14 protein-coding genes are annotated in these 13,407 nt (G+C 44.2%); 13 read left to right on the top strand and 1 reads right to left on the bottom strand.

Annotation, left to right across the window (positions count from 1 at the left end):
* Nucleotides 1-21 precede the first annotated feature (21 nt).
* On the top strand, nt 22-1,260 hold the full coding sequence (gene proV / locus PSU72_RS06310; RefSeq protein WP_300431470.1) for a glycine betaine/L-proline ABC transporter ATP-binding protein ProV: 1,239 nt from the start codon (nt 22-24) through the stop codon (nt 1,258-1,260).
* On the top strand, nt 1,257-2,102 hold the full coding sequence (locus PSU72_RS06305) for a proline/glycine betaine ABC transporter permease (protein ID WP_013147983.1): 846 nt from the start codon (nt 1,257-1,259) through the stop codon (nt 2,100-2,102). The genes proV and PSU72_RS06305 overlap by 4 nt, the downstream gene beginning before the upstream one ends.
* 55 nt (nt 2,103-2,157) lie before the next feature.
* Here the strand turns inward: PSU72_RS06305 and PSU72_RS06300 are convergent, their stop codons facing one another.
* Nucleotides 2,158-2,370 (bottom strand): DUF3820 family protein, encoded by a 213-nt coding sequence (locus tag PSU72_RS06300; protein ID WP_041359905.1) that lies wholly within the window; start codon nt 2,368-2,370, stop codon nt 2,158-2,160.
* A 192-nt stretch (nt 2,371-2,562) separates the two neighbouring features.
* On the opposite strand from PSU72_RS06300, the gene PSU72_RS06295 reads away from it, so the two are divergent.
* The 11 genes from PSU72_RS06295 (at nt 2,563) to PSU72_RS06245 (ending at nt 13,398) form a co-directional block, all read left to right on the top strand.
* Nucleotides 2,563-2,832, top strand: coding sequence for a hypothetical protein (locus PSU72_RS06295; protein WP_041359372.1), 270 nt, complete (start codon nt 2,563-2,565; stop codon nt 2,830-2,832).
* Between the two features lie 174 nt (nt 2,833-3,006).
* Nucleotides 3,007-4,710, top strand: a complete 1,704-nt coding sequence (locus PSU72_RS06290) for a GspE/PulE family protein (RefSeq protein ID WP_300431469.1) — start codon at nt 3,007-3,009, stop codon at nt 4,708-4,710.
* Nucleotides 4,711-4,725: 15 nt separating this feature from the next.
* Nucleotides 4,726-5,952, top strand: a complete 1,227-nt coding sequence (locus PSU72_RS06285) for a type II secretion system F family protein (protein ID WP_300431468.1) — start codon at nt 4,726-4,728, stop codon at nt 5,950-5,952.
* A 23-nt stretch (nt 5,953-5,975) separates the two neighbouring features.
* Nucleotides 5,976-6,446 (top strand): hypothetical protein, encoded by a 471-nt coding sequence (locus tag PSU72_RS06280; RefSeq protein WP_300431467.1) that lies wholly within the window; start codon nt 5,976-5,978, stop codon nt 6,444-6,446.
* A gap of 35 nt (nt 6,447-6,481) precedes the next feature.
* Nucleotides 6,482-7,057: a prepilin-type N-terminal cleavage/methylation domain-containing protein gene (locus tag PSU72_RS06275; RefSeq protein WP_300431466.1), complete on the top strand. Its 576-nt coding sequence runs from the start codon at nt 6,482-6,484 to the stop codon at nt 7,055-7,057.
* 78 nt (nt 7,058-7,135) lie between these two features.
* Nucleotides 7,136-7,615, top strand: coding sequence for a prepilin-type N-terminal cleavage/methylation domain-containing protein (locus PSU72_RS06270; RefSeq protein ID WP_300431465.1), 480 nt, complete (start codon nt 7,136-7,138; stop codon nt 7,613-7,615).
* Between the two features lie 63 nt (nt 7,616-7,678).
* A complete protein-coding gene (locus PSU72_RS06265) occupies nt 7,679-8,158 on the top strand; it encodes a Tfp pilus assembly protein FimT/FimU (protein WP_300431464.1) in 480 nt (159 codons plus the stop codon).
* Complete coding sequence (locus tag PSU72_RS06260; protein ID WP_300431463.1) at nt 8,148-8,762, top strand: type II secretion system protein; 615 nt, start codon at nt 8,148-8,150, stop codon at nt 8,760-8,762. The genes PSU72_RS06265 and PSU72_RS06260 overlap by 11 nt, the downstream gene beginning before the upstream one ends.
* Nucleotides 8,746-9,705 carry a type II secretion system protein gene (locus PSU72_RS06255; RefSeq protein WP_300431462.1) on the top strand — a complete coding sequence of 320 codons (960 nt, stop codon included), beginning with the start codon at nt 8,746-8,748 and terminating at the stop codon, nt 9,703-9,705. Before PSU72_RS06260 ends, PSU72_RS06255 begins: the two co-directional genes overlap by 17 nt.
* On the top strand, nt 9,702-10,154 hold the full coding sequence (locus PSU72_RS06250) for a hypothetical protein (protein WP_300431461.1): 453 nt from the start codon (nt 9,702-9,704) through the stop codon (nt 10,152-10,154). Before PSU72_RS06255 ends, PSU72_RS06250 begins: the two co-directional genes overlap by 4 nt.
* A gap of 124 nt (nt 10,155-10,278) precedes the next feature.
* On the top strand, nt 10,279-13,398 hold the full coding sequence (locus PSU72_RS06245) for a DUF6701 domain-containing protein (protein ID WP_300431460.1): 3,120 nt from the start codon (nt 10,279-10,281) through the stop codon (nt 13,396-13,398).
* Nucleotides 13,399-13,407: the final 9 nt, after the last annotated feature.

The raw sequence follows: 13,407 nt of genomic DNA, 5'->3' as shown, positions 1-13,407 counted from the left end.
TTGTAGTAAAGGGGAAATAAGATGGGGGTCATACAATCTGCAAATGCACCGACGACTGAAGCAAAAGTGGTCGTCAGAAATCTGCATAAAGTGTTTGGTAATAAACCTGAAGTTGCGTTACAGATGTTGAAAGAAGGATTGCATAAAGATGAAATCCTTAAAAGAACTGGACAAGTAGTTGGTGTACAGGACGCCTCTTTCGAAATTAACAAAGGTGAAATCTTTGTCATTATGGGACTTTCTGGTTCAGGAAAATCCACCTTAATTCGACTACTTAATCGACTCATCGAGCCGACTGCCGGCAATATTATTGTTGATGGCGAAGACGTCGCAGCAATGAGCAAAGACAAGCTGCTAAATTTACGTCGCAAAGACATGAGCATGGTTTTTCAGTCTTTCGCCTTACTACCGCACCGCACTGTAGTCGAAAATGCAGCATTTGGATTGGAAATCGCTGGAGTCAACCTTGCTGAACGTGAGCGTCGCGCCATGGAAGTGCTAGAGCAAGTTGGCCTTCATACTTTCGCCAAACATTTACCCTCCCAACTCTCTGGCGGCATGCAGCAACGTGTAGGACTTGCGCGCGCACTTACCGTGAACCCTTCGCTCATGTTAATGGATGAAGCGTTCTCGGCTTTAGACCCTTTACGCCGTACTGAAATGCAAGACGTACTAATGAAGTTACAACAAGAGCAAAAACGTACCATTGTTTTTGTTTCACATGACCTTGATGAAGCGCTTCGCATCGGCAACCGTATTTGTATTATGGAAGGTGGCCGCGTAGTACAAGTCGGCACTTCAGAAGACATTCTCCAAAGACCAGCAGATGACTATGTAAAAGCATTCTTTACTGGCGTGGATGTTAACAAATACCTCACAGCCAAAGATGTTGCACAAAAAGAAGAAGTCACCATTTTTGATCGCCCTGATGATTTGGTAGCGGGATTCAGTGCAGCACTTGCTCGCATGCGTTTGTTTAACCGTGATTATGCTTTTGTACTAGATGAACTGCAAAAAGTAGTAGGTGTAGTTTCTGCAGAGTCGTTGACCAACTGTATGAATCAAAAAGGGAAGAAACTGCGTGATGCGTTATTGCCCGGAGACTTTGCTATTCCAGGTAAAACGCCTGTGAATGAAGTCCTGAATAAAGTAGTTGGCTGCGCCTGCCCGCTCCCAGTCATTGGTTACAGCGGCGAGTATCTTGGTGCAATCACTAAAACAGTCTTACTGCGCAAACTATATAAGGAGAAAAAAGCATGAGCTATAAAATCCCTCTAGGTGAATGGGTTGCGGGTGCGGTAGGCTGGCTAGAAGTTAATGACCATGGCCTATTTAATGGCATGGGTGCCATTATCAATAGCTCAACCGCAGGTATTGAAAATGGCTTGCAAGCCATCCCTTTTTGGCTGTTCGCCATCCTATTTATAGCAATAGGCTACTGGCGACTTGGCTGGAAGTTTGGTTTATTCTGCGCGGCATCACTCTGGTTAATTGACAATATGGGCTTTACCGCTCAAACATTAGTTACACTTGCGCTCATCATATCCGCCACATTAATTAGCCTAACGGTAGGTATTCCGCTTGGAATTTGGGCGGGCAGGAATGATAAAGCTGAAGCCACTATTCGACCCGTTTTAGACTTTATGCAAACTATGCCAGCATTTGTTTACTTAATTCCAGCGGCGATGTTTTTTGGTTTAGGTCGAGTACCAGGCGTGATTGCCACCGTTATTTTTGCGATGCCTCCAGTGGTTCGACTTACGTCACTAGGTATTCGTCAGGTAAATAAAGAGCAAGTAGAAGCCGGTATTGCTTTTGGTTGCACGCCAACACAATTGCTTATGAAAGTACAAATACCAAGCGCGATGGCAGCCTTGTTTGCTGGCATCAATCAAACCATTATGATGGCATTATCCATGGTGATTATTGCCTCTATGGTAGGCGCTGGAGGCTTAGGTAATGACGTGTTATCTAGCATTTCACGCTTAGATATTGGCTTGGGATTTGAAAGTGGCTTAGGCGTAGTGTTGCTAGCCATTATGTTAGATAGAATTACTGAAAGCTTTGGGGTAAAACGAAAAGCGAATAATGGTTCGAAGTAATTCCATGCAGTAGTATTTGAGCTAATTAATGATTAAAAACTGCAGGAATTTGACCTTAACTTTTGCGTAAAGGCTCAAGTAATGGTGATAAACCGTTATGGTCAATTTCTTGCATTAAAGCCAACAATCGACCTAATTCATTTTTAGGAAAACCTTCACGCGCAAACCAATTAAGGTACTGTCCAGGCAAATCTGCAATCAGCCTGCCTTTGTATTTACCGTACGGCATATTTGTTGTGACTAAGCGTTGTAAGTCGTCGGGATTCATATTCACTTTTACATTGGTTTTGTTGGCATTATAACCCGAGCTAAAACAACAATCTGTTTTACATCCATAGGCTTTTTGCAGCATAATTATCCATATTATTGATGTTTTGATACATCAACCCAAGCCGCAGGATAAAGACCGATGATAAGCTTAAAATCAACAGTAATACCCCTATTCATTTTGCTGTGCCTAATGACCTCAATCCCAGTACTGGCCAAGGATGTTGCTCTAGAGCAAGCCAGCGTCACGGCAGCACGACAGGATTACGATAAAGCTCAAACAGCTTATGATGACGTGAGCTATGCGGTCAATTTACAAGAAAGTCGCATCAAAGATGAGCAGGCGCGTTTAAAAGAGCTACAAGATGAACAAGCCGCAAAAAAAGTGAAACTAACAAATGCAAAAGCATTACTAGAGCAAAAACAAAAGCTGTTAGACCGCGCATGGAATAGCAGTAAATAGTAGCGTCGCGTTTGTTCACTTAATATGAGCAACAACCTGGCTCTTAACGGAGTCGGAATTTACCATCACCAGTCAGCAACTTAGATTTCAAGGCAAAACCCCTCTTTATTCTCACAATTGAATTGTTATCAGCCCGTTTATATTTGAGCCTGTACGAATATAAATGAGGTTTAAATGGCACGTCCTGAAAAGATTCGCCTTGGTGAGATTCTAGTTCAGCAAAATTTAATTACCGCTGATGATCTAGAAAAATCACTGGATGAGCAAAAACGCACCGGTCGCAAGCTGGGTCGTATTTTTGTGGATAAAGGCTACGTCACAGAAATGCAGATTTCTGAGGCTTTGGCGCGTCAGTTAAAAGTACCATTTATCGACTTGCAGCAGTTCAGCACCAAACCTGAAGTCATCAACAAATTGCCCGAAGCGCAAGCACGCCGCCTACGCTGTGCAGTGCTTACAGACAAAGGCAGCAGCTACTTAGTTGGCATGGTAGACCCTACCGACCTATTTGCTTATGACGAATTAGTACGTTTGCTACACAGAGATATTGAGCTAGCCGTTATTCAAGAAAGCGCGCTACTACTTCTGATTGATCGTAACTATCGACGTACTGATGAAATTTCAAATCTAGCTTTAGAGTTAGGGCAGGATTTAGGCGAGTCAGCGATTGATTTTGCCGCGATGGGTATGGGTGGCAGTGCTGAAGAAGCGCCTGTTGTTAAGCTATTGCAAACCATTTTTGAAGATGCCGTGCAAGTTCGCGCTTCTGATATTCATATCGAGCCACAAGAACAACGGCTACATATCCGCTTTAGAATTGATGGCGTGATGCATTTGCAAACCGAGGCAGATTTAAAAATCGCTTCAGCCTTGGCATTGCGGTTAAAACTCATGTCAGGCTTGGATATTTCAGAAAAGCGCTTGCCACAAGATGGTCGATTTGCAGTTAAAGTAAAAAATCAGCCAGTTGACGTGCGTATTTCATCGATGCCAACGCAATATGGCGAAGCGGTTGTAATGCGCTTATTAATACAAAATACCAGCGGATTCTCTTTAGAAAAACTCGGTATGCCTGCTGATATGCTGGCACGCTTCCGCAAGCTGATTCATCGACCTAGCGGTATGGTGCTAGTCACAGGGCCAACGGGTAGCGGAAAAACCACCACACTCTACGCCGCCCTGAATGAGCTAAATTCCACTTCAAACAAAATTATCACTGTTGAGGACCCAGTTGAATATCGTTTATCTGGTATTAACCAAGTACAAGTAAATGACAAGATCGATTTAACTTTCTCACGTGTGCTGCGTTCAACCTTAAGGCAAGACCCTGACATTATTTTAGTCGGCGAAATGCGCGACCAGGAAACCGCACAAATTGGCCTAAGAGCCGCCATGACAGGTCACTTGGTGCTTTCTACCCTGCACACGAATGATGCTATTAGCACGCCTATTCGTATGATCGATATGGGTGCACCACGTTACATGGTCGCGATGTCGATATTAGCTGTAGTGGCTCAACGCCTGTTGCGATTAGTGTGTGAAGGCTGTGCCGAAACTTACACACCAGAACCATTCGAGCATGCATGGCTAAAACATGAGCTTGGTAATACTGTAGAACAACATCGTTATGTGCATGGTAAAGGTTGCAGCATGTGTAACGGTACAGGCTATCAAGGTCGGGTAGGTGTTTACGAGCTGCTAGAAATGAATAACCAACTGATTGACGCCGCTAGCAACCACGACCCTAATCATTTTATTAAGCTTGCCAGAGAACACATGGCAGATAAAACGCTGCGTAAAAGTGCCGTAGATTTAGTGATTGCAAAACGCACAACCATTGCCGAAGCCATGCGCATCAGCAATCAGTTTGAAGAATAGGGTTAGGAAAACTAGATGCCATTTTTCACATACAAAGGTCGCGATAAACAAGGCGCTTTAGTGCAAGGCGTATTGGAAAGCCCAGATGGCAACACGCTAGCGAGCCAGCTATTTGGCCTTAATATTACACCTATAGAAATTCTGGCTAAAGAATCCATTTCAGGTTCAAAGAACATTTCGATTCAACTGTTTGAAGAGAAAATCGAAACCATAGATGTGATGTTGTTTAGTAGGCAAATGTATACCCTACTAAAAGCTGGCATCCCGATTATGAATGCGTTAAACGGTTTGCAGGCTTCTACTAAAAACCAAGCTTTTGCGAGTGTCATTGGTAATATTCGTGAAAGTTTAGGCAGCGGACGCGAGCTTTCATCAGCCCTATCGCAGCATCCAAAAGTATTTTCTAGCTTTTATATCAACATGGTGCGCGTAGGTGAAACCACGGGTATGTTAGATACCGTGTTCTTGCGCTTATTCGATCACCTTGAATTCGAACGCTTTATGCACGACCAAATAAAATCTGCTCTACGCTACCCTACTTTTGTAGTCATAGCGATGGGTATTGCTATCGTTGTGGTGAATCTATTTGTGATTCCAGCATTTGCCAAAGTATTCCAGAGCTTTGGTGCTGAACTACCTTTAATGACCAGAATTTTATTAGCATTTTCAAATTTTATGGTCGCCGCTTGGCCATATTTATTGGTGGGCATTATTGGCGCCGTCTTTTTATTCCGCTCTTATATCGCGACTGCTGTCGGAAAATTCAAATGGGATAAATTTAAACTTGGTACACCACTTGCTGGCAAGATTATTCATAAAGCCACCATGTCTCGATTTGCCAGAAGCTTTGCATTAGCCAGCAAAAGTGGCGTGCCTATTACCAGTGGATTAAAGCTAGTGGCACAAACTGCCGATAACGATTATATCGCGAGTAAGATTGAGCAAATGCGAGAAGGTGTCGAGCGCGGCGAAAGTATCTTACGTACTGCAACGAACAGCGGAGTATTCAACCCAATTGTATTGCAGATGATAGCCGTTGGCGAAGAGTCTGGCGCGCTAGATGACTTGATGCAAGAAGTCGCGGATATGTATCAGCGCGATGTGGAGTACGAGATTAAAACACTTGGCGCACAGATTGAGCCGATTTTGATTGTGTTCTTAGGCGTGATGGTGCTGATATTAGCGCTGGGTATTTTCTTACCGATTTGGGATTTGGGCAATGTGGCGCTACACAAAGGCTAAATCTCAAACTGTAAAGATTTAAGGTGGCTGCGCATTTATCAAGGCATGCCCCAAGTACGCATCGTTTCGACTTTGCTGTCACGGTGACTGTGATTGCGATACTGGCGACCTTGTTACTAGGTTATTTAAACAAGGCGCAACAAGATATTGAAAGACTGATTGTTGAAACAGAGTTAAATAGTTTTCGCTTAAGTTTAGCTGAGGCTTGGGTGCACAAAAGCATCAAAAATCAGTCTATGGACAGCGCAGCATTACAAAACAGCAACCCAATGTTGCTAATGGCTGAAAAGCCAAAGAACTACATAGGAGAGTTTTCAGAGGCGCCGAGTAACAAGAAAGAAATTTGGTATTTTGATACCTCAAAGAAACAGCTGGTTTATGTATTTAATGATGGCAGCCTTGCTAAATATAGCTTCAGCAAAACATCTGGGCAGGCAAAAGCCTCATTATTAACAGTAGGTGGTTTAGATTTAGTAAAAAACGTACAGAAGTAAATTGATAGATTTTTATTTTTAAAGGACACACCATAATGAACAACACTAAACACTTCAGCACATTTAATCTAACAAAGATTAAGCATGCCAAAGGTTTCACCTTAATTGAATTGATTGTGGTGATTCTAATTCTAGCTATTTTGGCAGCCATAGCATTGCCGCGATTTACCAACTTACAACGTGATGCACGCATAGCCAAGCTCAATGCAGCCCGAGGCAGCGTTGCAGCTTCTTCGGCTTTAGTACATGCCACCATATTGGCTAGAAACAACTTGGCTGACCCAGCCACTTGCCCAGGCGGTGGCGGTATAGCCAACAATACAAGCAATGTTTGTACCGAAGCTGGAGTGATTGCAGTTGTATTTAGTTACCCAGATGTAACAGCCATTGGCACTGCAGGTTTGTTATCAGCGGCAGGCTTAACCACTTCATTCAACCCTACTATTGCTGAGCTCAACGGTGATGGCTATAACTATACCTCCACCGGTACAGTTGCCACCTTTCAAATTCAAGGTGCACCAACACCAGCGAGCTGCCAATTTACCTACACAGAGCCAGCCGCAGCCAATAGTTCACCAGTCATTACACCTGCTGTGACAACAGGTTGTTAATGTTATAGATTTTTTTAGTTGATTTAGATGTAACGCGTAAATGTAGTCTAATTTTTATATTTTTTAGGAGTAATTAAAATGAAACAGAAAAAATTTGGTTTTTCAAAAACAGGCGCAGGTCAATCGGGTTTTACATTGGTTGAGTTAGTCGTGGTGATTGTAATTTTGGGCATATTGGCTGCTACGGCTTTGCCTAGGTTTATTAACTTAACTAATGATGCACGTGTTGCATCAGTTAATGGTATGGCGGGTGGAATACGCTCTGCTGTAAGTGTTGCTCAAGCACGCTACTTTGCAACAGGAAATAATGCAGCCACAACAGTTACAATGATTGGCAATGCAACTGCCGTAGACGTTGGTGCGGGTACAGGAATTCCAACTGGAACTGCTACTGGTATTGGCGGTGCAATAACTTCTGTTGATGGATTTACTGTAGATTACACGGCTCCAGCTGCAGTTACATTTCGTCCGACCAATGGGGGAAGCGCAACATGTCAAGCCAGCTACAATGGCACTACTGGCGTAGTTGTAGTAACAGCCTCTGTCGGCGGTTGTTAGTTTACAGTCTCATGAATAGAGCGAGCAACGGCTCGCTCTAGGGATAGCTAGCTAAGGCACACCATGCAGCAAGAATCTGGATTCACCATAGTCGAGCTTGTCGCTGTGATAGTGATTACGGGCATTATTGCCGCTATTGCAGCGCCTCGCTTTATTGGCGTAGATGCTTTCGATGCACGTGGTAGTTTTAGTACCTTGGTTTCTGCTTTACGTTACGCACAAAAAACCGCAATCGCGCAGAGAACGACGGTATGTATGAGTGTTGATACAACAACAAAAATTGTGACTTTAACTTATCGTAATTCAGCAGATTGCAGTTTAGCTTCAACTGGCACTGTGACTGATCCTGCTACTCAAGCAGCCTACTCAAAAACATTGTCGAATAATGTAACTATCACTGCACCTGTTAGCACCATAGGTTTTGATGGTTTGGGTAGACCTGTACCTAACGCTACAGCTACCTTTACCATTACAAATGCCGTTGTACCAGGCGAATCAATACGTGTGATAACTGTGGAAGCGGAAACTGGCTATGTCCGCTAATCGAGAAAAACGGTTTCAACTTGGCGTCACATTAGTCGAGCTGGTCGTGTTTATGGTCATTGTTAGCGTAGCTTTGGTTGGCGTACTTAAAGTGCTTGAAATCACTAATAAAGGCAGCGTCGATCCGCTAGTGCGTAAACAAGCGATTTCTATTGCAGAATCACTTTTACTAGAAATAGAACAACAACCATTTACCTTATGCGATCCAGAAGACCCTAATGCCGCAACCGCCGTAACAACCGCTGACTGTACTGGTGGGGCAGCTTCATCTCAAGATAAAGGCGGTGCGGCACTTACTAGCCCTACCCCAGGCACAGAAAGCCGTTACAGTGCTACAGAACCTTTTGATAATGTAGCAGATTATGGTGGATTTACCATGCCAGATGCTAACTGTGCTGGTATCTGCAGCTTAGGGAGTGGCGCTCCGCTAGCTGGGTTAGCTGCTTACAACGTCACCGTAGCTGTTACTCGTGTAGGTGGTGCAGCGCCTTTTGCTAGTTTCCCATTAAGTGCAGTATTAAAAATTACCGTGCGTGTGACAGGGCCAGCGAATACCGATGTCACATTAACTGGTTATAGGTTTAGATATGCGCCCAACATTTAAAGCATTTCAGCAGACTGAAACTCCTTCTCCCCGACAGGGGGAAAGTTGGAATGGGGGTAGAACATTGGATATTGAGAGTATCTACCCCCTCCCTAAACCTCCCCCTGCAAGGGGGAGTGAGTTTCAAGCTGGCTTTACCTTAGTCGAAATGGTCGTAGTCATCACTATCGTTGGGATTCTTGCGGCAGGGGCAGCTTTATTTATTCGCAATCCTACCCAAGCCTTTATTGATAGCGAAAATCGCGCCAATTTAACAGACCGCGCTGATACCGCGTTGCGTCGCATGGCGAGTGATATTCGCAATGCTTTGCCTAACAGCGTACGCGCCACCACCAATGGTGTAAATAGCTTTATTGAATTTGTACCGGTTAAAGCTGCTGGCAGATATCGTGCTTCAGCTGGATCTTCCCTAGCTGACAACCCGCTGGATTTCGATCATGTTGCCAGCGCTGCTGACCCAGAGACTTTTGATGTACTAGGTGCTAAGGTCAACGTGGACGCGGGTGATCAACTGGTAATTTATAACCTAGGCATTGTAGGCTCTGATGTGTATGAAAACACCGCCAACTCTAACAGACATACTTTAGAAACCACTGGCTTACTCGGCACATTAAGCTTTAGTGGCGGTACTTTTCCCTTAGCTTCACCCTCTAGCCGATTTTTTGTAGTTTCAACACCCGTTTCGTATGTTTGCGATATGGCGAATAACGTGCTTTTGAGATATAGCGGCTACGCCATTCAAGCTAACCAGCCAACAACTGTAGCTGCGCTTAACGGCCTTGGAACCGCCAGAATACTGGCAAACGGCTTAACCACATGCCAAGTGAATTATGTCCCTGGCGTTTTACAAAGAAGTGGCGTTATCACAATCAATCTTGGGTTTACACAAGATGTTGCAACGGTGACTTTAATGCATCAGGTAAATGTGGTGAACTCGCCATGAAGCCAATCAAACAACAAGGTTTTCTACTCCCTGCTGCAATATTTATATTGGTGATATTAGCTGCCTTGGGCGCTTATGCCTTGAATATTACTAGTGTGCAACAAAATACTTCTTTGCAAGATACGCAAGGCACTAGAGCCTACCAAGCGGCTCGAGCGGGAGTTGAATGGGCTGCCTATCAAGTATTAAATCCAGGCAGCACCGCTTTAGTAAACTGCCCTGCTAGCCCTACCGCGCTTAATATTGATAACTTTGTTGTTAGCGTTAGGTGCGCAAGATCTGCCGATTTTTTTGAGCAAGGCACAGACCATACTATTGCCATGTATGACATTAGCTCGACTGCAAGCTTTGGCGCAGTTGGAACGATTAACTTCATTCAGCGACAAATACAACTTACCGTAAGCAAATGCCTAGGAACGGACGAAACACCTAACTACCAATGTAATTAGCATTCAATAGATCAACTGGCAATGTAGTTAAATAAGGCCTAAAACTCCATTTGATTAGCCATTTAACACACAAAGCTTAATTGCATAATGAACCAGTCTGCCAAAAATGGCCTAGGGGTTCAGTTTGACTGCTGAGAAAATTAAGATCAATACCATACAAGCAAGGTTTAAAGCCCTGCTGTGTATACGTTTAACTCCAAATTTCGTCAGTCCTTTCTTTTTCTTGCTGCTGTTGTGTGGAAGCGTTCATAGCGCTAATGCCACGACAATTGAGTTCAACAACGCGGGTGGCACTTCTAGCACCAATGGTCTGCACTTTTATATTGAAGATACAACGCATATACAAGTAAAAAGGCTGAATAATACTGGTCAAGTTTATGCACCAACAGCTCTACCCCCCAGTACCAGCTTAGACAATGGTATATTTTTACGTGCCAATGGAAAAATTTACGGCCCTGGTCATAATGTCACAACATTTGAGCCAACAGGCGGCATGTATAACAGCTACTCTATCTCCACACCCGTTCCTATCAATCCTCCATCGAATGGCGACCAGCAGATATCAACGGGTAACTTTGGCATTACATCTGGCCCACAAGTGAACGTTATTTGGAAATATACGACGCCATTAGACTTTTTAACAGCCGAAGTCACGTTGGTAATACCTGCCAGTTATGCGGTGAGTGCTGTTAATCCTGTACGTTATTATCATGCGTTCGATACTTACCTTGGTGGCAGTGATAACGGATGTGGCTTACGTTACACCGACAGTAACGGGAAACAGGTGATTGGTACCTATCCGCCTACAGGTTCTACATGTCCGTCTACTACAACTATTCCAGCTGGTGTTTCAGTTGTAGAGTCATTTCGTGAGCGTAGCGGATTAACATTCTCTAACTACTGTGCTTCAGGCTGGAGCGAGTTTTGGACTGGTTCGAATTGTTCAGTATTGCAATCTGCTAATATGAACAATACGATATCGGCTAGCTATCAAGATACAGGTATTGGTATTCAATACACGTTTATTGCACCCGGCACCTACACATTCAGTTATGACTTTGTAGTAGGCTCACCTAATGTACCACCATATGATCACCTAGAAATTCGTCACCCAGGTTCGGCCAATTTATGTCCAGTAGATTTAACCGTACTGGCTTGCACATCTTCTACAGTGCCATGCCCTGCGGCTAATGTTGTTAATACCGGTACGCTTACAGGAAGCATTAAAACCACGCCAACGGTTCCTACCATTACTCAAACACCAACCGTTTTTACATTAGGTTCAAGCGCTCCTACTGCAACGGTTTCGTTGCAAGGCTCTGGCGCAGGCGCCTACACGCTTTCTACAACTGGATTGAGCACAACCCCACTTAACGGCACAAAATGCTGGGACACTTCAACCAACACAGCAAGTTGCACTTATGTAGTCAACAACACACCATGCGTTAAAGGTTTTGAGTGTATTGAAACAGGTGTCACTTATAACAACTTAACTAGTTCCCCTAGCGCACGCAATCCTTTATATACAAAAATTACCGCGACTGGATTTAAGTTTGATGTAGTGGCATTACAAGATTTAGGTGTGACTGCCACAAGTTATACAGCTTCATCAGGTGTCACAGTTGAATTATTTGACGACATTGCCAGCCCTCAACCAGCATGCAGTGCCTACGCATCACCCATTGCAAGCCAAGCTATTACATTTGCAGCGGCAGACGCTGGTCGTAAAACCGTGCCGACTAACTTTACGGTTGCGAACGCCTATAAAAAACTACGTTGCCGCGTTAAAGATACCAATGTGTCAGTCTACGGTTGCTCATCCGATGATTTTTCCGTAAGGCCGCAGAGTTTTACTTTGTCGCAAACAGGTTTGGGTAGCTCACCCATAGCCGCAGGTACTAACTTTGCACTCACAGCAGCATCTGGAGTAAATGGCTACAACGGTATACCAGAACTTTTACCAACAAATACTAAAGCTGCAAATGCTGCCGCAGGTGCTCAATCCGCTATTGGTACAGGCATGCTGACCTTGGCTGACGTTTCAAATACCATTGTGACGGACTCTGCAAATAATGTATTTCCCGCCGCCAGCGGCTCTCCAGCATCTGCCGCATTAAGCTTGCGATACCATGATGTAGGCTATTTAAACTTTAACACTGGTGCGGTGGTTGATGACTCTTATACTGGCATAGACCAAACGACAGACTGCATCACAGGCAGTGGCTCAAATACGCTCACTTCTGGCAAATATGGCTGCGAAATTTGGAGTAGCGCGCTATCTGATATTGGCCGCTTCAAACCAGATCATTTCAGGCTCACCAGTGCTATGACTAGCGCTTGCAATGCAGGTACAACAGCCACTACCGCTGATGACTTTACCTATATGAGCGATCCACATCTTTCCATTAGCGTTGCTGCCAAAGCCGAAAGCTCACAAAACATCACGGCAAGCCGTTATGGCAATAGCTGCCCAACAGCAGGTTCTTGCAGGCTGACGTTAACAACACAGAATAATGCAACGCAAATTGATGCCAGCCGCTTACAACCAGCTGCCAGCTTGCCTTCTGGCACAAATATTGTAGGAACAGGTGCGACCTCTACCTACCAAAGCACCACTTGGGTGAATGGTACTTATACGGTTAGCGGAGCAACTTATCAATACAATCGCGGCGCTACTGCAGACGGCCCTTATGATAATTTCAACATTAACTTTTCCGTAACGGACCCTGACGGCGTTGTCTTTAGTGGTGCATCAAAAACCGCTGACTCTAGAATCCGTTTCGGCAGGTTATTTATACCCAACGTTTATGGTTCTGAATTATTACCATTACCTGTGCCAGTAGAAGCAAAATACTGGAACGGCACCTCGTACGTCAGAAACCAACAAGATAGCTGCACTATCCTTCCAGCCTCAAGTATTTCGATGAGTAATTACAAAAACAATCTGACGGCTTGCGAAACGCAGCTTGGTTATAGTGTTGGTAGTGGCGCATTAACCAACGGGGTTTCTAAAACACTAAGGTTAACTAGACCAGGCTCTGGCAACAATGGCACGGTAGATTTAACCTTAAATCTTGGCAGCGTAGGTGCGTCACCTAAAGATAAAACTTGCACAGGTGCTGCAGAAACTGGCGCCATTGCTAGTGGACTATCATGGTTTGGCACCAACACAACATCGCGAGCAACATTTGGTATTTATAAAACGCCAATTATTTACCTTCGTGAAAACTTTAATATTCCTTGAACGCAAATC

This window comes from Methylotenera sp. (assembly GCF_029945535.1).
In the GTDB taxonomy this organism is placed as follows: domain Bacteria; phylum Pseudomonadota; class Gammaproteobacteria; order Burkholderiales; family Methylophilaceae; genus Methylotenera.
This window is presented reverse-complemented; position numbering and strand designations above follow the sequence as displayed.

Bases quoted from the DNA above. Each gene is read 5' to 3' on its own strand.
- proV (WP_300431470.1), top strand. From the start codon at position 22: ATGGGGGTCATACAATCTGCAAATGCACCGACGACTGAAGCAAAAGTG.
- PSU72_RS06305 (WP_013147983.1), top strand. From the start codon at position 1,257: ATGAGCTATAAAATCCCTCTAGGTGAATGGGTTGCGGGTGCGGTAGGC.
- PSU72_RS06300 (WP_041359905.1), bottom strand. From the start codon at position 2,370: ATGAATCCCGACGACTTACAACGCTTAGTCACAACAAATATGCCGTAC.
- PSU72_RS06295 (WP_041359372.1), top strand. From the start codon at position 2,563: ATGACCTCAATCCCAGTACTGGCCAAGGATGTTGCTCTAGAGCAAGCC.
- PSU72_RS06290 (WP_300431469.1), top strand. From the start codon at position 3,007: ATGGCACGTCCTGAAAAGATTCGCCTTGGTGAGATTCTAGTTCAGCAA.
- PSU72_RS06285 (WP_300431468.1), top strand. From the start codon at position 4,726: ATGCCATTTTTCACATACAAAGGTCGCGATAAACAAGGCGCTTTAGTG.
- PSU72_RS06275 (WP_300431466.1), top strand. From the start codon at position 6,482: ATGAACAACACTAAACACTTCAGCACATTTAATCTAACAAAGATTAAG.
- PSU72_RS06270 (WP_300431465.1), top strand. From the start codon at position 7,136: ATGAAACAGAAAAAATTTGGTTTTTCAAAAACAGGCGCAGGTCAATCG.
- PSU72_RS06265 (WP_300431464.1), top strand. From the start codon at position 7,679: ATGCAGCAAGAATCTGGATTCACCATAGTCGAGCTTGTCGCTGTGATA.
- PSU72_RS06260 (WP_300431463.1), top strand. From the start codon at position 8,148: ATGTCCGCTAATCGAGAAAAACGGTTTCAACTTGGCGTCACATTAGTC.
- PSU72_RS06255 (WP_300431462.1), top strand. From the start codon at position 8,746: ATGCGCCCAACATTTAAAGCATTTCAGCAGACTGAAACTCCTTCTCCC.
- PSU72_RS06250 (WP_300431461.1), top strand. From the start codon at position 9,702: ATGAAGCCAATCAAACAACAAGGTTTTCTACTCCCTGCTGCAATATTT.